22 protein-coding genes are annotated in these 22,420 nt (G+C 68.0%); 18 read left to right on the forward strand and 4 right to left on the reverse strand.

Annotation, left to right across the window (positions count from 1 at the left end):
- Positions 1-247 precede the first annotated feature (247 nt).
- The 13 genes from KDB89_RS02975 (at position 248) to nrdF (ending at position 13,536) form a co-directional block, all read left to right on the forward strand.
- Positions 248-850 (forward strand): 50S ribosomal protein L25/general stress protein Ctc, encoded by a 603-nt coding sequence (locus KDB89_RS02975; RefSeq protein WP_219083386.1) that lies wholly within the window; start codon positions 248-250, stop codon positions 848-850.
- Positions 847-1,428 (forward strand): aminoacyl-tRNA hydrolase, encoded by a 582-nt coding sequence (pth, locus tag KDB89_RS02980; RefSeq protein WP_219083387.1) that lies wholly within the window; start codon positions 847-849, stop codon positions 1,426-1,428. Before KDB89_RS02975 ends, pth begins: the two co-directional genes overlap by 4 nt.
- Positions 1,429-1,462: 34 nt before the next feature.
- Entirely contained in the window at positions 1,463-4,969 is a 3,507-nt protein-coding gene (gene mfd, locus KDB89_RS02985; protein ID WP_219083388.1) for a transcription-repair coupling factor, read from the forward strand.
- A gap of 99 nt (positions 4,970-5,068) precedes the next feature.
- Complete coding sequence (locus KDB89_RS02990; RefSeq protein WP_219083389.1) at positions 5,069-5,572, forward strand: hypothetical protein; 504 nt, start codon at positions 5,069-5,071, stop codon at positions 5,570-5,572.
- Entirely contained in the window at positions 5,562-6,179 is a 618-nt protein-coding gene (locus KDB89_RS02995) for a nucleoside triphosphate pyrophosphohydrolase (protein WP_219083390.1), read from the forward strand. Before KDB89_RS02990 ends, KDB89_RS02995 begins: the two co-directional genes overlap by 11 nt.
- An 82-nt stretch (positions 6,180-6,261) precedes the next feature.
- Positions 6,262-7,542, forward strand: a complete 1,281-nt coding sequence (gene eno / locus KDB89_RS03000; protein WP_219083391.1) for a phosphopyruvate hydratase — start codon at positions 6,262-6,264, stop codon at positions 7,540-7,542.
- Between the two features lie 171 nt (positions 7,543-7,713).
- Positions 7,714-8,214 (forward strand): FtsB family cell division protein, encoded by a 501-nt coding sequence (locus KDB89_RS03005; protein WP_219083392.1) that lies wholly within the window; start codon positions 7,714-7,716, stop codon positions 8,212-8,214.
- Complete coding sequence (locus KDB89_RS03010; protein ID WP_219083393.1) at positions 8,201-8,707, forward strand: DUF501 domain-containing protein; 507 nt, start codon at positions 8,201-8,203, stop codon at positions 8,705-8,707. Before KDB89_RS03005 ends, KDB89_RS03010 begins: the two co-directional genes overlap by 14 nt.
- Positions 8,704-9,627, forward strand: a complete 924-nt coding sequence (locus KDB89_RS03015; RefSeq protein WP_219083394.1) for a Ppx/GppA phosphatase family protein — start codon at positions 8,704-8,706, stop codon at positions 9,625-9,627. The genes KDB89_RS03010 and KDB89_RS03015 overlap by 4 nt, the downstream gene beginning before the upstream one ends.
- Before the next feature lie 124 nt (positions 9,628-9,751).
- A complete protein-coding gene (gene nrdH, locus KDB89_RS03020) occupies positions 9,752-9,988 on the forward strand; it encodes a glutaredoxin-like protein NrdH (RefSeq protein WP_219083395.1) in 237 nt (78 codons plus the stop codon).
- Positions 9,985-10,407 (forward strand): class Ib ribonucleoside-diphosphate reductase assembly flavoprotein NrdI, encoded by a 423-nt coding sequence (gene nrdI / locus KDB89_RS03025; RefSeq protein ID WP_219083396.1) that lies wholly within the window; start codon positions 9,985-9,987, stop codon positions 10,405-10,407. Before nrdH ends, nrdI begins: the two co-directional genes overlap by 4 nt.
- On the forward strand, positions 10,389-12,545 hold the full coding sequence (gene nrdE, locus KDB89_RS03030; RefSeq protein WP_255556154.1) for a class 1b ribonucleoside-diphosphate reductase subunit alpha: 2,157 nt from the start codon (positions 10,389-10,391) through the stop codon (positions 12,543-12,545). Before nrdI ends, nrdE begins: the two co-directional genes overlap by 19 nt.
- Before the next feature lie 28 nt (positions 12,546-12,573).
- A complete protein-coding gene (gene nrdF, locus KDB89_RS03035; RefSeq protein ID WP_304650874.1) occupies positions 12,574-13,536 on the forward strand; it encodes a class 1b ribonucleoside-diphosphate reductase subunit beta in 963 nt (320 codons plus the stop codon).
- A 29-nt stretch (positions 13,537-13,565) separates the two neighbouring features.
- On the opposite strand, the gene KDB89_RS03040 is transcribed toward nrdF, so the two are convergent.
- Together KDB89_RS03040 and KDB89_RS03045 are read right to left on the reverse strand one after the other, a co-directional pair.
- Positions 13,566-14,390, reverse strand: a complete 825-nt coding sequence (locus tag KDB89_RS03040) for an SDR family NAD(P)-dependent oxidoreductase (RefSeq protein WP_219083399.1) — start codon at positions 14,388-14,390, stop codon at positions 13,566-13,568.
- A 102-nt stretch (positions 14,391-14,492) separates the two neighbouring features.
- Positions 14,493-15,167 carry an SDR family NAD(P)-dependent oxidoreductase gene (locus KDB89_RS03045; RefSeq protein ID WP_219083400.1) on the reverse strand — a complete coding sequence of 225 codons (675 nt, stop codon included), beginning with the start codon at positions 15,165-15,167 and terminating at the stop codon, positions 14,493-14,495.
- 109 nt (positions 15,168-15,276) lie between these two features.
- Between KDB89_RS03045 and KDB89_RS03050 the strand changes: the two genes are divergently transcribed.
- Positions 15,277-16,224, forward strand: a complete 948-nt coding sequence (locus KDB89_RS03050) for a helix-turn-helix domain-containing protein (RefSeq protein ID WP_219083401.1) — start codon at positions 15,277-15,279, stop codon at positions 16,222-16,224.
- Between the two features lie 34 nt (positions 16,225-16,258).
- Here the strand turns inward: KDB89_RS03050 and KDB89_RS03055 are convergent, their stop codons facing one another.
- Together KDB89_RS03055 and KDB89_RS03060 are read right to left on the reverse strand one after the other, a co-directional pair.
- Entirely contained in the window at positions 16,259-17,104 is an 846-nt protein-coding gene (locus tag KDB89_RS03055) for an alpha/beta hydrolase (RefSeq protein ID WP_219083402.1), read from the reverse strand.
- 88 nt (positions 17,105-17,192) lie between these two features.
- Positions 17,193-19,538, reverse strand: coding sequence for an alpha-L-rhamnosidase (locus tag KDB89_RS03060; protein WP_219083403.1), 2,346 nt, complete (start codon positions 19,536-19,538; stop codon positions 17,193-17,195).
- Positions 19,539-19,641: 103 nt separating this feature from the next.
- Here KDB89_RS03060 and KDB89_RS03065 point away from each other — a divergent pair, with 103 nt between their 5' ends.
- The 4 genes from KDB89_RS03065 to KDB89_RS03080 all read left to right on the forward strand — a co-directional run bounded on the left by KDB89_RS03065 (position 19,642) and on the right by KDB89_RS03080 (position 21,933).
- Complete coding sequence (locus KDB89_RS03065; RefSeq protein ID WP_219083404.1) at positions 19,642-20,157, forward strand: MarR family winged helix-turn-helix transcriptional regulator; 516 nt, start codon at positions 19,642-19,644, stop codon at positions 20,155-20,157.
- A gap of 87 nt (positions 20,158-20,244) precedes the next feature.
- The gene (locus KDB89_RS03070; RefSeq protein ID WP_255556160.1) at positions 20,245-20,586 is read left to right on the forward strand and encodes a ribonucleotide-diphosphate reductase subunit beta; all 342 of its coding nucleotides are present in this window, start codon (positions 20,245-20,247) and stop codon (positions 20,584-20,586) included.
- Positions 20,587-20,851: 265 nt separating this feature from the next.
- Positions 20,852-21,370: an excisionase family DNA-binding protein gene (locus KDB89_RS03075; RefSeq protein ID WP_219083405.1), complete on the forward strand. Its 519-nt coding sequence runs from the start codon at positions 20,852-20,854 to the stop codon at positions 21,368-21,370.
- A complete protein-coding gene (locus KDB89_RS03080) occupies positions 21,370-21,933 on the forward strand; it encodes a PIN domain-containing protein (protein WP_219083406.1) in 564 nt (187 codons plus the stop codon). Before KDB89_RS03075 ends, KDB89_RS03080 begins: the two co-directional genes overlap by 1 nt.
- The last annotated feature ends 487 nt before the right edge of the window (positions 21,934-22,420 follow it).

Genomic DNA, 22,420 nt, shown 5'->3' on the forward strand with positions numbered 1-22,420 from the left:
CACTTGTCGTCGACGAGCGAGCGTTCACATTCTCGTTTTCGTCCGACGAGAAGGAGGATGTGCTCATCGCGGCCCCTGGGACCGGACCCGACGACCCGACGGTGGCCGCCCTCCGATTGGGTCCGACGGGGCCGCTGGGCTAAGCTTGGACAGTTGCCTGGCGAGGGACCTCAGAGTCCGTTATCGACTAGCCGTTCCTCGCGAGGCGCCGACCTGCGTCACAGTTCACGAAGCCCGAGGAGTATCCATGGCTGACAACAAGCTTTCCGCCACCACCCGCACCGAGTTCGGCAAGGGCGCCGCCCGACGCCTGCGTCGCGCCGGCTCGACCCCCGCCGTCCTCTACGGCCACGGTACCGACCCGGTCCACCTCGCCCTCCCGGCGCGCGAGACCTTCCTGGCCCTGCGCACCGCCAACGTCCTGCTTGAGATCACCGTCGACGACGCCAAGAAGCCCGTCCTCGCGCTGCCGAAGCAGGTCCACCGCGACCCGATCCTCCCCGCCATCGAGCACGTCGACCTCCTGCTGGTGAAGGCCGGCGAGAAGGTCGAGGTCGAGGTCGCGCTGGTGCTCGAGGGTGAGGCCGCCCGGGGTGCGCTGGTCAACCACGACCTCACCGCTCTGTCGGTCCTCGCGCCGGCCACCGACATCCCCACCGAGCTCACCGTCTCGGTCGAGGGCCTCGAGATCGGCCAGCACCTGACCGTCGCCGACATCAAGCTCCCCGAGGGCGTCGAGACCACGGTCGACGGCGAGACCCTTGTCCTCTCCATCGTGCCCGTTCCCACCGAGGAGCCCGCCGAGGCCGCCGAGGGTGAGGCCGCCGAGGCCGCCGAAGCCGCCGAGTGAGCACTTCCCCCTATCTCCTGGTCGGGCTCGGTAACCCGGGCCCGACCTACGAGTTCACCCGGCACAACGTCGGGTTCTGGGCCGTAGCGGACCTCGCGGACCGCTACGGTTCCTCCTTTTCCCTGAACTCGAGGCAGCGCGCCGAGGTCGCATCCGTCGTCGTCCCCGGGACGACGACCAAGCTGATCTGCGTGAAGCCCACGACGTTCATGAACGACTCGGGCGTGGCGGTCAAGGCGATCGCTGCGTTCCACAAGATCCCCGTCGACCACGTGATCGTGCTGCACGACGAGCTGGACCTCGACCCCGGCAGGCTCCGGGTGAAGAGGGGCGGGGGCGACAACGGCCACAACGGGTTGAAGTCCATCCGTGCGCACCTCGGCAGCGGCGACTTCTACCGCGTCCGGATCGGCATCGGCCGTCCGCCGGGCAGGCAGTCGGCCGCCGACTACGTGCTGAACAAGCTGAAGCCCGCCGATCTCGACGCCATGCGCGTCGACGCGGCCATTGGGGCCGACGCGGCGCTGTCGATCATCGGCCACGGCCTCGACGCGACGCAGAACACGTTCAACCGCTGAACGACACCACCGCAGATCAGGGAAGGACACGGCAGTGAAGTACCCGGGACTGCTCGGAGAACTCGAGGCCGACCGCGGCTTCGCGGCGACGATCGCCGACTCCAGGCGCAGCGGAGTCACCGCACTCGACGTGACGGCCGTCACGTCCTTCTTCCCGCTGCTCAGCTCCGCCATCGCCGAGGGTTCCGGTGGCACGGTCCTGATCGTCACCTCCACCTACCGCGAGGCGGAGCAGCTGACGGCCGAAGTCGGCGCGCTGCTCGGCCCCGACCAGGTCGAGTACTACCCGGCCTGGGAGACCCTGCCCCACGAGCGCCTGTCCCCGCGCGCCGATACCGTCGGCCGGCGCCTTGCCGTGCTGCGCAGGCTCGCCGGATTCGACGGCGACATCCCCCGGGTCGTGATCGCGCCCGTCCGCTCGGTGCTGCAGCCCCAGGTCCGCGGCCTCGCCGACATGGTCCCCGTCCAGATCGGGGTGGGGGACAGCTACGAGCTCTCCCGGCTGCTGAACGACCTCGTCGGCGCCGCCTACAACCGCGTCGATCTGGTCGAGCGGCGCGGCGAGTTCGCCGTCCGCGGCGGCATCGTCGACATCTTCCCGCCGACCGCCGAGCACCCCGTGCGCATCGAGTTCTTCGGCGACGAGGTCGACGAGATCCGCTACTTCACCGTCGCCGACCAGCGCTCGACGGGGGAGTCGGCGACGAGCATCGTCGCGCCGCCGTGCCGCGAGCTGCTGCTCACGGATGCCGTCCGCGGCCGCGCCCGCAGGCTCTCCGCCCAGCACCCCGAACTCAGCGACCTGCTCGACCGCGTCGCCGAGGGACACGCTCAGGAGGGCATGGAGGCCCTGATCCCCGCGCTGGTCGACGGCCTCGAGCTGCTCGTCGACGTGCTGCCCAAGGGGTCGATCGTGCTCGCCTCGCAGCCGGAGCTCATCCGCGCCCGCGCCGCCGAACTCGTCGCGACCAGCCAGGAGTTCCTCGAGGCGAGCTGGGCCGCGGCAGCCGGCGGTGGCACCTCGCCCATCGACCTGGGCGCTTCGGCCTACTGGACCCTGGCCGACGTGCGCATGCACGCCCTGCAGATCGGGCTGCGCTGGTGGTCCATGTCGCCCTTCGCCGCCGACGACCAGGGCACCTACCCTTCGACAGGCTCAGGACGTGTTGACTCCGACTCCGTCCACTCCCGTACCCTCGCGGTACACCCGTCCGAGCCCTTCCACGGCGACGTCGCCGTCGCGACGCAGCACGTCGCCCGCAGGGTCAAGGATGGCTGGCGGGTCGTGGTCGCCGTCGAGGGCCGCGGCCTGGCGCAGCGCCTCATCGAACTTCTCGACGAGGCGGGCGTCCGGGCCGCGATCGGCGATCTCGAGCAGCCACCGGCCCCCGGCTCCGTCACCGTCGTGCTGGCGACGCTGCGGCAGGGCTGGCGCGCCGATGAGGCCCGCATCGAGGTCCTCACCTCCGCCGAGCTGACCGGCCAGGCGGCCGTCGACAAGGTCGAACGCAAGCTGCCCAGCCGCCGCAAGGCCACCATCCAGCCGCTCGAGCTCAAGGCGGGCGACCCCGTCGTGCACGAGTCCCACGGCGTCGGCCGGTTCGTCGAGCTCGTCAGCCGCACCATCCAGTGCGCCACCCGCGACTACCTCGTCATCGAGTACGCGCCCAGCAAGCGCGGCCAACCCGGCGACCGGCTCTTCGTCCCGATGGACCAGCTCGACCAGCTCAGCCGCTACGTCGGCTCCGAGTCCCCGACGCTCGACAAGATGGGCGGCGCCGACTGGACCAAGCGCAAGGCGAAGGCCCGCAAGGCCGTCCGGGAGATCTCCGGTGAGCTCATCAAGCTCTACGCCGCCCGTCAGGCGACCAAGGGGCACGCGTTCGGCCCCGACACGGCCTGGCAGCGGGAACTCGAGGACGCGTTCAGCTACGTCGAGACCCCCGACCAGCTCTCCGCCATCACCGAGGTGAAGGCCGACATGGAGAAGCTCGTCCCGATGGACCGCCTCATCTGCGGCGACGTCGGCTACGGCAAGACCGAGATCGCCGTGCGCGCCGCGTTCAAGGCCGTGCAGGACGGCAAGCAGGTCGCCGTGCTCGTGCCGACGACGCTGCTCGTCACGCAGCACTACGCGACGTTCGCGTCGCGCTTCGCCGGGTTCCCCGTCCGCGTCGCGCAGCTGTCGCGCTTCCAGAGCGACGCCGAGGCCCGCAAGGTCGTCGACGGCATCGCCACCGGCAAGGTCGACGTCGTCATCGGTACGCACCGCCTGCTGGGCAAGGAGATCCAGTACAAGGATCTCGGGCTGGTCATCATCGACGAGGAGCAGCGCTTCGGCGTCGACCACAAGGAACGCCTGAAGTCCATGCGGGTCAACGTCGACGTGCTGTCGATGTCCGCCACGCCGATCCCGCGCACGCTCGAGATCGCCATCACCGGCATCCGGGAGATGAGCGTCATCGCGACGCCACCCGAGGAGCGTCACCCCGTCCTGACGTTCGCCGGGCCCTACGACGACGCGCAGGTCAAGGCCGCGCTGCGCCGCGAACTCGCCCGCGAGGGCCAGGCGTTCTTCGTGCACAACCGCGTCGGCACGATCGAGAAGACCGCGGCCCGGCTGCGCGAGCTCGTCCCCGAGGCCCGCATCGCGACGGCGCACGGGCAGATGAGCGAGTCCCGCCTCGAGCAGGTCATGCAGGACTTCTGGGAGCGCAACACCGACGTGCTGGTCTGCACCACCATCGTCGAGGCGGGCCTGAACATCCAGAGCGCCAACACGCTGATCATCGACCGCGCCGACATGATGGGCCTGTCGCAGCTGCATCAGCTCCGCGGCCGCGTCGGCCGGTCCCGCGAGCGCGGCTACGCCTACTTCCTGTACCCGGCGGACAAGCCGCTGTCGGAGGCCTCCCACGAGCGCCTCGCGACCATGGCGGCAAACACGGACCTCGGCGCCGGCATGGCGATCGCCATGCGCGACCTGGAGCTCCGCGGCGCCGGCAACCTCCTGGGCGAGGACCAGTCCGGCCACATCGAGGGCGTCGGCTTCGACATGTACCTGCGCATGGTCGGCGAGGCCGTCGCGAACTACCGCGGCGACGCGGGCGAGCCCGAGCCGACGATGCGGGTCGAGATCCCCGTCGACGCACACCTGCCGGAGGACTACATCACCTCGGAGCGGCTGCGCCTCGAGATGTACAAGCAGATCGCCGAGATCCGCACCGAGGCCGACATCGAGGGCGTGCTGGCCGAGCTCGTGGACCGGTACGGCGAGCCGCCCCAGGCCGTGGTGTCGCTCCTGGGCGTCGCCCGGCTGCGGAACCTGGCCCGCGAGCACGGCATCCAGGAGATCGTCCCGCAGGGAAAGGTCGTGCGGCTGGCGCCGCTCAGCCTGCCGGAGTCGCGGCAGCTGCGCCTGGGGCGCCTGTACCCGGGCTCGACCGTGAAGTCCGCCGTCGACCAGATCCTCGTCCCGAAGCCCGCCGACGGCGACTACCTCGGGTGGGCGACCACGCTCATCACGCAGCTCTTCGCGTGATCCGGAGCACACCTCCCGCCCGGCCCCGGCCATAGGCGTATGCGCTACGCTGGCAGGCGCTACCGTCGCAGGCGGGCGCACCCCGAAGGAAGGACTCCCATGAAGCTGATCCGCGTCGTCCCGGCCCTCGCAGCTGTCGCCATGCTGGCGGCCTGCAGCCCGATGCCGAGCACCGCGCTGGTCGCAGGAGACACCACCTACTCCGAGTCGCAGGTCGACGCGATCGCCACCGGCTGCGCCGCGGAACTCGGCAGCGACGCGGTGCCCGCGCGCTACGTCGTGCAGTACCTCGCCATCGGCGCCGTCTTCGACCAGGTCGCCCAGCTGACGGGCACCGTCCCCACCGACGCCGACCTCGACGAGATCGCCACCTCCGGCCTCGGCGTGGCCGTCGCCGATCAGGACTGCGTGGTCCTCACCCGGGCGCTCGCCAAGTCGCAGCTGCTGTCGGCCGTCACCGACACCGCGGTCGTCACCGAGGCGGTGGCGAACACCCACATCGAGCTCAACCCGATGTACGGCACCTGGGACCCCAGCGGCGAGACGATCCTCACCGACTCGGGCTCGCTTTCGGTGCTGGTCTCGGCCACCGATGAGCAGTGAGCTGACCCGCCTCTACGACGTCATGGCGCGGCTGCGCGCTGAATGCCCCTGGGACGCGAAGCAGACGCACCGCACGCTCGTCACCCACCTGGTCGAGGAGACCGCCGAGGTCGTCGACGCCATCGAGACCGGCGACGACGCCGACCTGACCGAGGAACTCGGCGACCTGCTGATGCAGGTCTACTTCCACGCCCGCATCGCCGAGGACGAGGGACGGTTCACGCTCGACGACGTGGCCGGCGGCATCGCCGACAAGCTCATCCGCAGGCACCCGCACGTCTTCGCCGGCGAGGACGTCCCCGCCGACATGCGCCGCTCCTGGGAGGCCGCCAAACGGGCCGAGAAGGGCCGCAGTTCCGCGCTCGACGGCATCGCGGAGTCCCTCAACACCCTGACCCGCGCCGGCAAGGTCGTCTCGCGGTCCCGCTCGCACAACGTCCGGATCGACCTGCCGGCCGAGCCCGTCGACGCCGCCGCGGTGGGAGAGGGGATCGTCGCGCTCGTCGCTCGTGCCCAGGCCGCCGGAATCGACGCCGATCAGGCCACCCGCGACGCGCTGCGGGCCCTGGAGGGGCGCATCCGTGCAGCGGAGAACCCGCCCGCCTGAATACGCGTGGCCCGCCCGTGGAATCTGGCGGGGCAATGGGTAGGCTTGGTGCGGATAGAGAACACTCTTGAAAGGGAGCTACATGGCATCCATCGAATTCATCCAGGCCCGTGAGATCCTCGATTCGCGCGGCAACCCGACCATCGAGGTCGAGGTCGAGCTCGACTCGGGCGCCAGCGGCCGCGCCGCTGTCCCCTCCGGCGCCTCCACCGGCGCCTTCGAGGCCGTGGAGCTTCGTGACGGCGACAAGGGCCGTTACGGTGGCAAGGGTGTCCTGACCGCTGTCAAGAACGCCACCGAGATCATCGGTGAGGAGATCCTGGGCCTCGAGGCCGACGAGCAGCGCATCGTCGACCAGGCCATGCTGGAGCTCGACGGCACCGACAACAAGGCCAAGCTGGGCGCCAACGCGATTCTCGGCGTCTCGCTCGCCGTCGCGCACGCCGCAGCTGAGGAGGCCGGCCTGCCGCTGTACAAGTACGTCGGCGGCCCCAACGCCCACATCCTTCCCGTCCCGATGATGAACATCCTCAACGGTGGGTCGCACGCCGACTCCAACGTCGACATCCAGGAGTTCATGATCGCCCCGATCGGCGCCGAGTCCTTCGCTCAGGCCCTCGAGATGGGTGCCGCGGTCTACCACGAGCTGAAGAAGGTCCTCAAGGCCCGCGGCCTGTCGACCGGGCTGGGCGACGAGGGCGGCTTCGCCCCCAACCTCGACTCCAACCGTGAGGCCCTCGACCTCATCCTGGTCGCCATCCGCGACGCCGGCTACGAGCCGGGCACCGACATCGCGCTGGCCATGGACGTGGCCGCCTCCGAGTTCTTCGAGGACGGCGCCTACAACTTCGAGGGTGAGAAGAAGACCTCCGCCCAGATGGTCGACTACTACGACGACCTGCTCAAGTTCTACCCGCTGGTCTCCATCGAGGATCCGCTGAACGAGGAGGACTGGGACGGCTGGAAGGCCATGACCGAGCGCATGGGCGACCGCGTCCAGCTCGTCGGCGACGACCTGTTCGTCACCAACGTCACCCGCCTGCAGAAGGGCATCGACACCGACACCGCGAACGCGCTGCTGGTGAAGGTGAACCAGATCGGTTCGCTGACCGAGACCATCGACGCGGTCGACCTCGCGCACCGCAACGGCTTCCGCACCATGATGTCCCACCGTTCCGGTGAGACCGAGGACGTCACGATCGCCGACCTCGCCGTCGCCCTGGGCTGTGGCCAGATCAAGTCGGGCGCCCCGGCGCGCACCGACCGTGTCGCCAAGTACAACCAGCTCCTCCGCATCGAGGCCGACCTCGACGAGGCGGCGGTCTACGCCGGTCGTTCGGCCTTCCCGCGTTTCAAGGGCTGACAACGTGGAGGTCTGAGGGATACTTGTCGGGTGCCTCAGACCCCTCGACAAACACCAGCCAACAGTGGTCCGGGCCGCGGCACACCGCGAGCCCGGACCACTGCGCGTCCGGGGGAGCGGAGTTCCCGCCCCGCGGTGAAGCCACTCGAGCCCCAGGACGTCGGACGCGCCATGTCCGACAAGCCCACCCCGGCCCCGCGCGCCCAGCGCGCCATCACTGCCACCTGGCGCCTGCTGGTGCTGCTCGCGGTGATCGCGGCCATCGGCCTGGTGCTGGCGCACTCGCTGCGCGTCTACTTCGTCCAGCGCGCCGAGATCGCCGACCTGAAGGTCCAGATCGCGCAGGAGCAGTCCAACATCGCCGACCTCAACGACCAGCTCGAGCGCTGGAACGATCCCGAGTACGTGCGGGCCATCGCGCGCGAGAGGCTCGGCTGGGTCATGCCGGGCGAGGTCGGCTACCACGTGCTCGGAGCCGACGGGAAGCCCCTCGACGGGGCGACGATCGACGCCGGCGAGGACGAGGACGCCGGCACCTGGTGGGAGCGGATGTGGGGATCGGTGCAGGTCGCCGACCAGCTCGCAGAGGAGGAGTCGACGGCCGAGGCGCCCGACCCCGACCGCACCATCGAACCCAGCCCAGCCCCCAGCACCGAGGATGAGAATGAGTGAGCCCACCGCAGCAGACCTGGCGGCCGTCGAGGAGCAGCTGGGCCGTGCGCCGCGGGGCATCGTCGAGATCGCCTACCGCTGTCCCGCGGGGCACCCCGGCGTCGTCAAGACCCTGCCCCGCCTGCCCAACGGGACCCCCTTCCCCACGGTCTACTACCTGACCTGCCGAGGCGCCGTCGCCGCCTGCTCCACCCTGGAGGCCTCCGGCCTGATGGCGGAGATGACGGAGCGGCTCGAGCATGATGAGGAGCTGGTCCGCCGCTACCGCGCCGCGCACGAGGCCTACCTCGCGGACCGCGAGGAGCTCGGACACGTCGACGAGATCGACGGCATCAGCGCGGGCGGGATGCCCACGCGCGTGAAGTGCCTGCACGTGCTCGTCGGTCACGCGCTGGCCGCCGGGCCCGGCGTGAACCCGTTCGGCGACGAGGCGCTCTCCCTCATGGGCGACTACTGCCCGACCCCCGCCGAGCAGGTCGAGGAGCAGGCGTGAGCTACACCGTCGCCGCCGTCGACTGCGGCACCAACTCCATCCGCCTGCTCGTCCTGCGCCGCGCCGACTCCGGCGAGGTCGAGGAGCTCACCCGCCTGGTCCGACTGGCCCGCCTCGGGCAGGGCGTCGACGCGACCCACGAGTTCCACCCCGATGCGTTGCAGCGCACCTTCGTGATCCTCGACGAGTTTGCCGGCATCATCTCCGACCTCGGCGTCGACCGCACCCGGTTCGTCGCCACCTCCGCGACGCGCGACGTCACCAACCGGCAGCTGCTGGCCGACGCGGTCCGCGAGAAGCTCGGCACCGACCTCGACGTCATCTCCGGCGACGAGGAGGCCCACCTGTCGGCCGCCGGCGTGCTGAGCGGCGTCTCCTCCCCGCGGCCCACGCTCATCTTCGACATCGGCGGCGGCTCCACCGAGCTCGTGGTCGTGGGCGAGGATGACCAGGTGGCCTCGTCGATCAGCCTCAACATCGGTGCGGTGCGCATCAACGAGCGCTTCCTGCCGACCGATCCACCGACCCGCGTCGAGGTGGCCGCGGCCAGGTCCTTCATCGCCGACCAGCTCGATGGTGCGGGCGTCGACTTCTCCGCCATGGCCTCGGCAATCGGTGTCGCCGGGACCGTCACCAGCGTCGCGGCCGACCACCTCGGCCTGACGGAGTACTCGCGCGAGGCGGTGCACCGCACCATCCTGAGCCGCGAGACGATCCGGGAGGCCAATCTCCGCTGGCTCGGCATGCCCGCCGCCGACATCGCCGACGGCTCCCTCATGCCGCCCCTGCGGGCCTCCGTCATCGGCGCCGGCTCCACCATCCTCGACGAGATCGCCCAGCGCGTGCCGTCGGGTGAGGTGATCGTGAGCGAGACCGACATCCTCGACGGCATCGTTCATCAGCTGCTCGCCCAGAGCTGAATCCCCGGCGTTCCGCGCGTGGGGAGAGACACGCCAGAAATACTACATTTGGTAGTACTTTACGCGGCCCGGCACTAGATGTAGTGTTCAGACTCCCGGCAGTTCCCCATATGTAGGAGTCGACATGGCCATCACCGTCTACACCAAGCCGTCATGCGTGCAGTGCAAGGCGACCTACCGCGCCCTCGACTCCAAGGGACTCGAGTACGAGATTCTCGACCTGTCCGAGGACGAGAAGGCGCTGGAGATGGTGAAGTCGCTCGGCTACCTGCAGGCCCCCGTCGTCGTCGCCGACGACGAGCACTGGTCCGGCTTCCGCCCCGACAAGATCGCCGATCTCGCGGCGCGCCGCATCGCGTGACCGGGCCCCTGCTGGTCTTCTTCTCCAGCGTCTCCGGCAACACCGCCCGGTTCGTGGAGAAGCTCGGCCGGCGGGCGGTGCGGATCCCGATCCGTCCCGGTGAACCGGAACCGGTGATCGACGAGCCCTACGTCCTGGTCACCCCCACCTTCGGGGGCGGGCAGGGCAGGGGCGAGGAGAAGGGGGCCGTGCCCAAGCAGGTCGTCTCCTTCCTGAACAACCAGCACAACCGCAGCCTGATCCGGGGAGTCATCTCGGCGGGCAACACCAACTTCGGCGAGGCCTACTGCCTCGCCGGCGACATCATCAGCCGCAAGTGCCACGTGCCCCACCTGTACCGGCTCGAACTCTTCGGCACACCAGAGGACGTGGCGCGGGTCGGCGCCGGATTGGAGCAATGGTGGACACCGCAGTCCTGAGCGAGGTCGACTTCACGACGAACCCCGCGTTCGAATCGATGGACTACCACGCGCTCAACGCGATGCTGAACCTCTACGACGCGGACGGGAACATCCAGTTCGACGCCGATCGAAGGGCGGCCAGGGAGTACTTCCTGCAGCACGTCAACCAGAACACGGTCTTCTTCCACTCCCTCAAGGAGCGGCTCGACTACCTGGTCGAGAAGAAGTACTACGAGCCAGAGGTGCTGGAGCGCTACAGCCACGAGTTCGTCAAGGCCCTGACGGAGCGCGCCTACGACAAGAAGTTCCGCTTCGCCACGTTCCTCGGCGCGTTCAAGTACTACACCAGCTACACCATGAAGACGTTCGACGGGAAGCGCTACCTCGAGCGCTTCGAGGACCGCGTCGTCATGACGGCCCTCGCGCTCGCCGACGGCGACGAGGCCCTGGCGACGTCGCTCGTCGACGAGATCATCTCCGGCCGCTTCCAGCCCGCCACCCCGACGTTCCTCAACGCCGGCAAGGCGCAGCGCGGCGAGCTCGTGAGCTGCTTCCTGCTGCGCATCGAGGACAACATGGAGTCCATCGCGCGCGGCATCAACTCCGCGCTGCAGCTCAGCAAGCGCGGCGGCGGCGTCGCGCTGCTGCTCAGCAACATCCGCGAGTCGGGCGCGCCGATCAAGCAGATCGAGAACCAGTCCAGCGGCATCATCCCCGTGATGAAGCTGCTGGAGGACTCCTTCAGCTACGCGAACCAGCTGGGCGCGCGCCAGGGCGCCGGCGCGGTGTACCTCAACGCGCACCACCCGGACATCATGCGGTTCCTCGACACCAAGCGCGAGAACGCCGACGAGAAGATCCGCATCAAGACCCTCTCGCTCGGCGTCGTCATCCCCGACATCACCTTCGAGCTCGCCAAGCGCGACGAGGACATGTACCTGTTCTCGGCCTACGACGTCGAGCGCGTCTACGGCGTCCCGTTCGGCGACATCTCCATCACGGAGAAGTACCACGAGATGGTCGACGACCCGCGCATCAAGAAGACCAAGCTGAACGCGCGCAAGTTCTTCCAGACGCTCGCCGAGATCCAGTTCGAGTCCGGCTACCCGTACATCGTGTTCGAGGACACCGTGAACCGCGCGAACCCCATCGCCGGCCGGATCAACATGTCGAACCTCTGCTCCGAGATCCTGCAGGTCAACACCCCGACCACGCTGAACGAGGACCTCTCCTACGCCGAGATCGGCAAGGACATCTCCTGCAACCTCGGGTCGCTGAACATCGCACTGGCGATGGACTCGCCCGACCTGGGCGCCACCGTCGAGACGGCCATCCGTGCGCTGACCGCGGTCAGCGACCAGAGCCACATCGGCTCGGTCCGCTCCGTCGAGGTCGGCAACGACCGCTCGCACGCCATCGGGCTCGGGCAGATGAACCTGCACGGCTACCTCGCCCGCGAGCGGGTGTTCTACGGCTCGGAGGAGGGCGTCGACTTCACGAACATCTACTTCCTCACCGTGCTGTTCCACGCGCTGCGGGCCTCGAACCGGCTCGCGATCGAGCGGGGCGTCACCTTCGACGGGTTCGGGAACTCGGCCTACGCGTCGGGGGAGTTCTTCGACAAGTACACCGACCGGGAGTGGGCGCCCGCGACGCAGCGTGTCCGCGAGCTGTTCGCGGCGCACCACATCCCGACGCAGGACGACTGGCGCGAGCTGAAGGCCTCCGTCATGGCGCACGGGCTCTACAACCAGAACCTGCAGGCCGTGCCGCCGACCGGCTCGATCTCTTACATCAACAACTCGACGAGCTCGATCCACCCGATCGCCAGCAAGATCGAGATCCGCAAGGAGGGCAAGCTCGGCCGCGTGTACTACCCGGCGCCGTTCATGACGAACGACAACCTGGAGTACTACCAGGACGCCTACGAGATCGGCTACGAGAAGGTCATCGACACCTACGCCGCGGCGACGCAGCACGTCGACCAGGGCCTGTCCCTGACGCTGTTCTTCAAGGACACCGCCACGACCCGCGACATCAACAGGGCCCAGATCTACGCCTGGCGCAAGGGCATCAAGACCATCTACTACATCAGGCTCCGCCAGGTGGCCCTCGAGGGCACCGAGGTCGAGGGCTGCGTCAGCTGCACGCTGTGACGCGGAAGGAAGAACGAGGATCATGGGCGTGAAGCTGCTCGACCGGGTGCAGGCCATCAACTGGAACCGCATCGACGATGACAAGGACCTCGAGGTGTGGAACCGCCTCACGGGGAACTTCTGGCTGCCGGAGAAGGTGCCGCTCAGCAACGACATCCAGTCGTGGAACACGCTGACGCCCGAGGAGCAGACGCTCACGATGCGGGTGTTCACCGGGCTGACGCTGCTCGACACGATCCAGGGCACCGTCGGTGCTGTGTCGCTGATCCCGGACGCGCTGACGCCGCACGAGGAGGCCGTCTACACCAACATCGCCTTCATGGAGTCGGTGCACGCGAAGAGCTACTCGTCGATCTTCTCGACGCTGTGCTCGACCGCCGAGATCGACGACGCGTTCCGGTGGAGCATCGAGAACGAGAACCTGCAGCGGAAGGCCTCCATCGTGATGGAGTACTACCGCGGCGACGAGCCGCTCAAGCGCAAGGTCGCCTCGACGCTGCTGGAGTCGTTCCTGTTCTACTCGGGCTTCTACCTGCCGATGCACTGGTCGAGCCGCGCCAAGCTGACCAACACCGCCGACCTGATCCGGCTGATCATCCGCGACGAGGCCGTCCACGGCTACTACATCGGCTACAAGTACCAGCGGGGCCTCGAGACCCTCGGCCAGGCCGAGCGCGAGGAGCTGAAGGACTACACGTTCTCGCTGCTGTACGACCTGTACGACAACGAGGTGGCCTACACGCAGGATCTGTACGACGGTGTGGGGCTGACGGAGGATGTGAAGAAGTTCCTGCATTACAACGCGAACAAGGCGTTGATGAACCTGGGCTACGAGGCGATGTTCCCGGCGACGGTGACGGATGTCAGCCCGGCGATTCTGTCCGCGCTGTCCCCGTCGGCCGATGAGAACCATGACTTCTTCTCGGGGTCGGGCTCGTCGTATGTCATCGGCAAGGCCGTGGCGACGGAGGACGAGGACTGGGACTTCTAGGAGCCCGCCGCTCTCCATGCGGCAAGTGACTAGAACCCGCCGCCGGCGCGGACGGCGAGGTCCTGGCCGGACTCCCAGGTCGCGAGACGCTGGGCGTACTCGGCCTGAAGGTAGCCGAGCGGCTTGGCGCCGAAGAGCTGGCGCAGCGGCGGCTCCTCCATGTCGACGAGCTCGAGGATCGCGCGCGCAGAGGCCGCGGGGTCACCGCCGCCGGAGATCGCAGTCTTGAAGTCGCCCAGCTGCTCCCGCAGCGGATCGTAGGCCGGGTGCGGCTCGGCGAAGGCTGCAGTGACGCTTCCGAAATCGGTGGCGAAGGAGTCGGGCTCGACGAGTGTCACGTTGATGCCGAACGGGGCCACCTCGCCGGCAAGGGCGGCGGTGATACCCTCGATGCCCCACTTGGAGGCGTTGTACGCGCCGACGTACGGGAAGGACAGCACGCCGCCGGTTGAGGCGACCTGGATGATGTGGCCCGAGCCCTGCTCGCGCAGGTACGGCACGACCGCCTGGCTCACCCATACGGAGCCGAACAGGTTGGTCTCGATGACGCGGCGCAGCTCTGCCTCTGCGAGCTCCTCGACTGCGCCGAACTGGCCGAAGCCGGCGTTGTTGACGATGACGTCGAGGCGGCCGAAGTGTGCGTGCGCCGCAGCGACTGTGCTGAAGACAGCGTCGTGGTCGGTGACGTCGAGAGGGAGGGTGAGGACGCGGTCCCCGTAGCGGTCGATGAGGTCGGCGATGGCGTCGACGTTGCGGGCGGTGGCGACGACCGAGTCACCGCGCTCCAGGGCGGCTTCAGTCCACTGTCGGCCGAAGCCGCGGGAAGCTCCGGTCACGAACCAGATCTTGCTCATGTGTTGTTCCGTTTCTGTGGTTAGGTGCGACCGGCGCGCTGGCGGCGCTGCGGATCACGGGGTGGGATGTTGCTGATCGGGAGTGCGAGGGCCCTGTCCTGGTCAGTCGTTCTGATTGTTGAGTTCGGACAGGAAGTCGCGGAACTCTCCGCGCTCGGTGTGGAGCCTCCAGATGCGCTCGGCGATCGCCCGTGCGCTGCGTTGGGGATCGTTCGGGTCGATTGCTCCTGGCACGACGAGTTGCGTGACGTGGATGCCCTCGTCCCTCAGTGTCTCGTGGAGCATCTCGCCGAGGGCGCTCTCACCGGCGAACGCGACGGACGTGCCGGCGAAGTGCGCGCGGGCCCTGACGGCGGTACCGCCGTTGATGAGCACGATCGTGCCCTTGCCCGTCGAGCGCATGCCCGGGAGGACGGTGTCGACGGCGGTACGCAGACCGACCACCGAGAAGCGAAAGGCGGTGCTCAGGTCATCCGGGCTGGTGTCGAGGACGGGCTTCAGGTACTGCCTGGCGGGGATCGGGCTGTACTGCAGCACGTCGATGTGGCCGAGTTCGCTTCCAGCCCGGGAGAGGGCAGCGCGCAGCGAGCCGGGATCGAGCACGTCGGCAGCGTATCCGCGGGTGGTGATGCCTTCGGCGTTGATCGAAGCGACGAGCTCGTCGAGCTTCTCCTGGTTGCGGGCGATCATGGCGACGGCGAAGCCTTCGGCGCCGAAACGACGGGCGACGGCCGCGCCGACGCCGGGGCCGGCGCCGATGATGGCGATGGTGCTCATGGCGTTCCTTTCGTGGTCGTTTCCTCCACCCTAGGAGCGGAAATCGTCGGGCGGGAGTCACGCTGCGTGACCCCCAAACTGACCCGGGGCAGCGGGCATAACCACTGCCTTGGGGGTCACGCAGCGTGCCTGTCACCCTGCGGGCAGGCGTGATTACCATGTGGCTATGCCAAGTTCGGATGCGGCCCGCGCCGCGATCCGCGAGTTTCTGGTCTCGCGGCGTGAGCACCTCGCCCCCGGCGATGTCGGAATCGCCGTTCACACCGGGCGACGTAAGGTCAAGGGCCTTCGTCGTGAGGAGGTTGCGCTGTTCGCGGGCATCTCGACGGAGTACTACATCCGGTTCGAGCGTGGCGACGCGACCGGTGCCTCCCCATCAGTCGTGAACGCGATCGCGAGAGCGCTCCGCCTCAACGACATCGAGTTGCAACACCTCAAGGAGCTGCTGGCAGTGGCAGAGACGGTGGTGCCGACCGTCAAGACCGTCACTCAGCGACTTCGTCCGGCCCTGCAGCGGCTCATCGACGGGATGGTTGATGTGCCGGTGATTGTCACGAATGGGCACCACGATGTCCTCGGGACGAATCGCCTCGGGCGGGCCCTGTACGCGCCGATGTTCGATGACAACGGCGCAGCGAACACGTCCCGGTTCTTCTTCCTGAGAGAGGCCGAAGCCCGAGAGTTCTGGCCCGAGTGGGAGAAGCACGCTGATGACGCGGTCGCGATCATGCGAGCCGATGTGGGGGCTCGCCCCTTCGACGCGGAGCTGCGGGCGCTCGCGGACGAGCTGCTCGCGAATAGTCCTGCCTTCGCCGAACGATGGAAAGAGCACAACGTCCACCGGCACCGCACCGGCGTGAAGATCATCCAACATCCAGCCGTCGGTCGGCTCGAGCTTCCTTTCGAGAATCTGGCCATGCCAGGTGATCCGGACCTGTCGATGATGATCTACAACCCCGTGCCCGGCAGCGCCAGCTATGACGGCATCCGGCTCCTTGGCAGTCTGTCTCGAGGCGCGGCCGACCACAGCCCCGGCGCCCGGTCAACCGCCGACTAGGTGTGGCGACAGCCACACCCAGTCGGCACTGGCGTCAAACAGTCAAGGCGCTACGCAGCGCCGCAAGCCGCCGTGCACGCGCGTCAGCGACGGCGGGGTGCGCGGGCTTGACGACCTCGGCGGCGTGATGCGCGCCGGGAATGGTCACCAGCTCGGTCGGCACGCCGGCCTGCTTCAGTCGGGTCGCGTACTCGACGGTCTCCTGATGGAACAGATCGACGGTCCCCACCATGATCCACGCGGGGGCGAGCCCGCTCAGATCGTCGCGTCGCGCGGCCGCGGCGTAGGGGGGGACGGTTTGCGCACCCGGCTCGCCATCGAGGTAGGCCGCCCAGCCGAAGCGGTTGGACGGGACGGTCCAGGCCAGCGTCACGGTGCCGTCACTCTCGGCGCGTGTCACCGTCCGGTCATCCAGCATCGGCGAAACGAGCACCTGCAGACGCAGCGGGATGCCCGCGTCGTGTGCGCGCTGCGCGAGCGCGGCGGCCAGCCCGCCGCCCGCGCTCTCACCGCCGACCGCGATGCGCGACGGGTCGACGCCGAGCTCCTCAGCGTGCTCGACCAGCCATCGGAGGGCGTCGAAGCAGTCGTCGATCGCGGCCGGATACGGGTTCTCCGGTGCAAGGCGGTAGTCGGGCGCGATCACCAGTGCATCTAGATCCGCGGCGAACCCCGATGCCCAGGCGTTCACGTTCCGTGCAGACCCGGAGATCATCCCGCCACCGTGGATCCACACCACGGCCGGGCTCGGTCTCGTGCGCCCGGCCGGTTCATGAACAATGGCGGCGATGCCGTCCCGGCCGACGGCCAGCTCTCGGTCGACGACGCCTTCGCGGATCGCCGACGGGGCGCCGTTGATCTTGCGGAGCAGCTTCAGCATTCGCGGGCCGCGCACGTGCGCAGGGAACCGCACCAGCGGGGACATGAGTTCGGGGTCTGCCGCGCGCAGCGCGGACCTCCAGGTTGTTTCAGGCATTGATCCGGGGCCTTTCGTCGTCGTTGACGGTGATCGTGGTGGTCGAGTTCCCCTCGGCGATCTCGTACTGGGTCCCGGCGAGGGCGAGCGTGGCGGTGGAGCCGGCTGGGATCGTGGTCGTGACCTCGATGGACGCGCCGGTGCGAACCCAGGAGATCGTTGCGGGTCCGTGCGGAGTTCCCACCGTGGCCTTCGCATGGTCGAGGCCGCTGTCGATCCCCGGGCTGAGGAGGATGTGTCGGTAGCCTGCGGCCCCGGGGCGGATGCCGGCGACGCGCTCGACCAGGAATCGCGCGCAGACACCGAAGCTGTAGTGGTTGTGGCTCGCCTTCGCCGCACCCTTCTTCGTGTATCCCTCCCACGTCTCCCAGATGGTCGTCGCGCCGCGATCGATCTGCTGTAGCCAGGAGGGGCCAGAGTCCTGACGTAGCACGCGGTACGCGGTATCGCTGTACCCGTGGTCGACGAGCACATCCAGCAGGGCTCCCGTTGACAGGAAGCCGGTGCCCAGGTGGTAGCCGGCATCCCTCACCAGTCGGTCGAGGCGAGCGGCCGCCGCGGGCTTCTCGCTGTCGTCGAGGAGGCCGAATGAGATGGCGCGGACGTAGTCGTCCTGACGGTCGAGCCCGATCGTGCCGTCGGATCCGATGAAGGCGGCGCGCCAGGCGCGGCGGACGTTGTCAGCGAGCATCGCGTAGCGGGCGGCGTCGTCCGTCTTGTCGAGGATGCCTGCGATCCGGGAGAGCAGGCGGGCGGAGTGTTCGAGGTAGGCGGTCGCAACGACCGGGGCGGAGCGGCGCAGCGAGTCCATTGCCGATCCGAGGAAGTCCTCTCCCGGGCGCAGCCATTCACCGAAGTCCCAGCCCTGGTCGACGATGTAGCGCTCGTCTCGAGGATCGACAGTTCCGCGGCGGCCGCGCTGCCTGCGTGGCTTGGTGTCCGCGCGCGTCAGCAGGAACCCGATCCACCGTTCGGCTGCCGGGTAGGCCCGTGCGAGCACGTCGGTATCGCCGTAGTAGCGGTACAGATCCCAGGGCACGAGGACCGAAGCGTCCCCCCAACCGGTGGAGCTGGAGAGGAAGCGGAAGAACCCCGGGAACCCGCCCGAGAACGCGGAGGACTCGGCGGGAATGAACATCGGGATGCGCCCGTCGTCCAGCTGCTCCGCGGCGAGGTTGCGCAGGTAGCGGCTGAGATAGTCGCGCACGTCCCCGTACATGGCGGCGGTCGTGGTGAACACCTGGAGGTCGCCCGTCCAGCCCGAGCGCTCGCGGGTAGGGCAGTCGGTCGGGGTGTCTGTGAAGTTCGATCGGAAGCTCCACCGGACGTTCTCGTACAGCTTCGTGAGTCGAGGGTCGGAACAGGCGAACTCGCCGGTCTCCGTGACCGCGCTGGACAGGACGACGTACTCGATGTCGTCGGGGCTCAGGTCGTGACCGATCCCGTCGACCTCGACGTAGCGGAAACCATGGATGGTGAACCACGGCTGCCACCACGTCTCCGAGCCGTCCAGGGTGACGTGGTCTGTCTGCGTCCACTGCTTCCCGATCGGCAGCAATGCCAGGTACTGCGTGTCGAGTTCGCCATCCTTGCCGACGACCTCACTGTGGGTGAGGGTGACGACGGTCCCGGCCTTCCCACGCAGGCGGATCCGCACGACGCCCGCCGCATTCTGACCGAAGTCGACCAGTTGCTTTCCCGACGGTGTGCGGACGATCGACGCGGGAGTGAGTCGCGCGACGTCCTGCACGCGGGCGACCTCTTCCGGGATGAGGGTGCGTGCGGTGTCCAGCACGGCGCACGGAGCCAGGCGGGCCGGTGCGGTGTCGTCGGTCAGCCAGTCCGCATCTGTGATCCGCAGGTCCGCATGCTCCCCGAACTTGGGATCGGTGGCGCCGATCCGGCCGGGCCCGGCCAGCCAGCTCCGGTCGGTGGTGATCACCGATTCGGTCCCGTCGGCGTAGCGGATAGTCACCCGCGCCCACCCGGCGAGACGGTCGCCGTACACGGCCTGATGGTTGAGCGCACCGTTGCGCCCTCGGAACCGGCCGTCACCGACTGCCATCGCGAGAACGTTGAGGCCGGCGATCAGGTGCTCGGTGATGTCGTACTCCTGATACTCGACGTAGTGGTCGAACGGAGTCCACCGCGGCACGAGCGCGGACCCCGTCATGTCGACGCCATTGATGAAGAAGCGGTACCAGCCCAGCGCGGACACCTCCGCGCGTGCGGAAACCACTTCGCGGTCGATCTGCGTCGTGCCACGGAGGTACAGCGCGCGGTACGTCTTCCTGGCTGGCGGATGGGGGTCGGTGACCCAGAGTGGGGTGACAGTCATTGTCAGGTCTCCTCGGCATCGTTGTCGGTGACCACACAGTACCATCTATTTCGCTGAGTGAAATAGGTTCAGTGGGTATTCTGGGGTCAGGAAAGGAGGCGCCGTGCCCCGACCATCGCCCAGCGTTCTCGTCCCCGCGAGCGACGTCGACGCTTCGCCGGTTCTCAAGGCGACGCGCGAGCCGCTCCTTGATCTGTTCGAGCGACTGATCCGGGTCGCGAACAGCGATGTAGCTCGTCGCGAGCTCATGAACACGGTCGGCTTCCCGGGCGCCGATGTGCCGACCTTCCTCGCGGTCAACCAGCTCGCGCTCCATGGCGCACTCCGGCCCACCGATCTCGCCGAGCGCCTGGAGACGGGACGGCCCAACCTCACGAAGATCGTTCAGCGCCTGGAGAGCCTCGGGCTTGCCGCCCGCGTGGCTGACCCTTCGGATGAGCGGGGTGTGCTCGTCGCACTCACGGATGAAGGCCGCCGCATCGCGAAGCGCGTCATCCGCACCGAACGCGAATGGGTCACCGCAACGCTCGTCGGGTGGGAGGATGAGGAGGTCTCGACGTTCACGCAGCTCCTCGCGAAGTTTGTCGACAGGCTCGACTCGGCGTCGAGGGAGCGGTAACCCCGTCCTGGAATCCGTACCCCAGGCCGCCACGGCCGAACCAGAACGCGTCGACTGAGTCAGTTCGAGGGCGCAGTCCGAGAGGGCTTGAAGCCGCCGAACTCGGGGTTCTCCGCCCGCTCGCCGTCCTGCACCTTCTCTCTGCTGAACGACCTGTATGGCAACGAGGTGGCCTACACGCAGGATCTGCACGACGGTGTGGGGCTGACGGAGGACGTGAAGAAGTTCCTGCACTACAACGCGAACAAGGCGTTGATGAACCTGGGGTACGAGGCGATGTTCCCTGCGACGGTGACGGATGTGAGCCCGGCGATCCTGTCCGCGCTGTCCCCGTCGGCGGATGAGAACCATGACTTCTTCTCGGGGTCGGGTTCGTCGTATGTCATCGGCAAGGCGGTGGCGACGGAGGACGAGGACTGGGACTTCTGAACCTCAGCTCTTCATCGCCCGCAAGGGAGCGTCGAGGCCCGGATCCGTGCAGTCCCACGGATCCGGGCCTCTCTCGCGCCCGCTCCTGGTAGCTGCCAGGAGTTGGACGGACAGGGGCGCTCCTTCGTGGCGCGCACGCACGCCCTGATGTACGTTGGGGAGTCCGCCTTTCGTTTCGTCCACCTCTTGCGTTTTGTTTGTTTTGTGCGAGACTGGGGATGCTCTCGGGAGGCCGAGGGGCACATCAGGGTGAGAAGGTGCTGTCATGAACACTGCTGCAGTCGCGCCCGACAGGCGGCGCAAACCGATCAGTCCCTCACACTCGGCCGAGATTGCGCTTCTCGCCCGTTTCGTCGAGCGCGAGGAGGCCGCGACGCCGAAGCTGGTCGGACCGGATGGCGAGTCGGTGGCGCTTCCCGAGGAGATCTATCGGGTGCTCACGATGGTGGTCGAGGAGATGCGTGCTGGCAACGCGGTGAGCGTTGTGCCGGTCTCCCAGCGGATCGGGACGCAGGAGGCTGCCGAGTTGCTCGGCATCAGCCGACCGACGCTCGTGCGTCTGCTCGAAGGCGGCGAGATTCCCTACGACAAGCCGAGTCGACACCGCAGGCTCCAACTCTCGGATGTCCTCGAGTATCGCGATCGTTCTCACTCGCGCGCGAAGGAAACGCTCAACGCCATGACGGCCGAGGCGAGCAACCTCGGTCTGTACGACGACGATGCGGTCTCCTATGAGGAGGCGCTGCGAGCCGCCAAGAATGCGTCGAAGGAGTCCGGCCGATAGTGGCGCGGTACTCGGCGGTGCTCGATTCCTGCGTCATGGTTCCGGTTGCCCTGTGCGACATTCATCTGCGTCTTGCCGAGCGACTGGTATTCCGGCCGGTGTGGTCCGAGCGCATCATCTCGGATGCACGGAAGGCGGTGCTGCGGATCCATCCCGAGATCGACCCCGGCCGGATTGGGCGACGATTTCAGCAGATGAACGAGGCGTTTCCCGATGCCGAGGTACATGGTCACGAGACGCTGATCGATGGACTCGAGCTTCCCGACCCCGATGATCGGCACGTGCTCGCCGCCGCAATCGTGTCCGGTGCGGATGCCATCGTGACGGCGAATCTCCGTGACTTCCCAGGAGGTCTCTGGGAACGCTTCGGCGTTGAGATCATCAGTCCGGACGACTTCCTGCTCAATCAACTCGACATGGCCAATCGCGTCGTCATCGCTGCGATCGAGGAGCAGGCGGCCGCCACGACGCATCCGTCTTTGACCCTTGACGACCTGCTCGGCGTGCTGACTCGCGCTGGGGCGCCGAGGTTTGCCGATGAGGTGTCGCTCCGGCTGCGATAGTCGGGCCGATCGGCCCGCTCGCTTCTCGTCGGATACTGACAAGAACCCCTGGGTGTGAGTCGATGAGCGGCCAAACTGACGATCGTGCTCCCTGAGAACCTCAATGTCTGCACCCAGTCGGCGTGTGACCTCGAGGCAACGGGCCCTGACATGCGGAAAGGGCTTGACCGTTGGCCGAGCGCTGCCGGGAGGTGCCAGGGCGACGCCTGTTTCAGGTGAAGGCGGGTAACCGATGGTGCAGTCCTCACGCTCGGAACGACCGTGCGGGCGATCGCCGGCCTGGTCGGCGGCGATCCGCGCTGGTGGTGCCGTTCTTCGGCGGCAAGCGGCAAGGGTAGTCCTCGTAGTCCAGGGCATACGCGTTCCCGTCGCGGAACTCGTACGTCAATCGCCAATTGCCATGCACGGCGAACGACCATCGCCAGGCCAGATCGCCCTTGAGCGGATGCGGGCAGTGTAGCCCGATGCGCACCAGGGTTCAGAGGCG

Source organism: Tessaracoccus palaemonis (assembly GCF_019316905.1).
GTDB lineage: Bacteria > Actinomycetota > Actinomycetes > Propionibacteriales > Propionibacteriaceae > Arachnia > Arachnia palaemonis.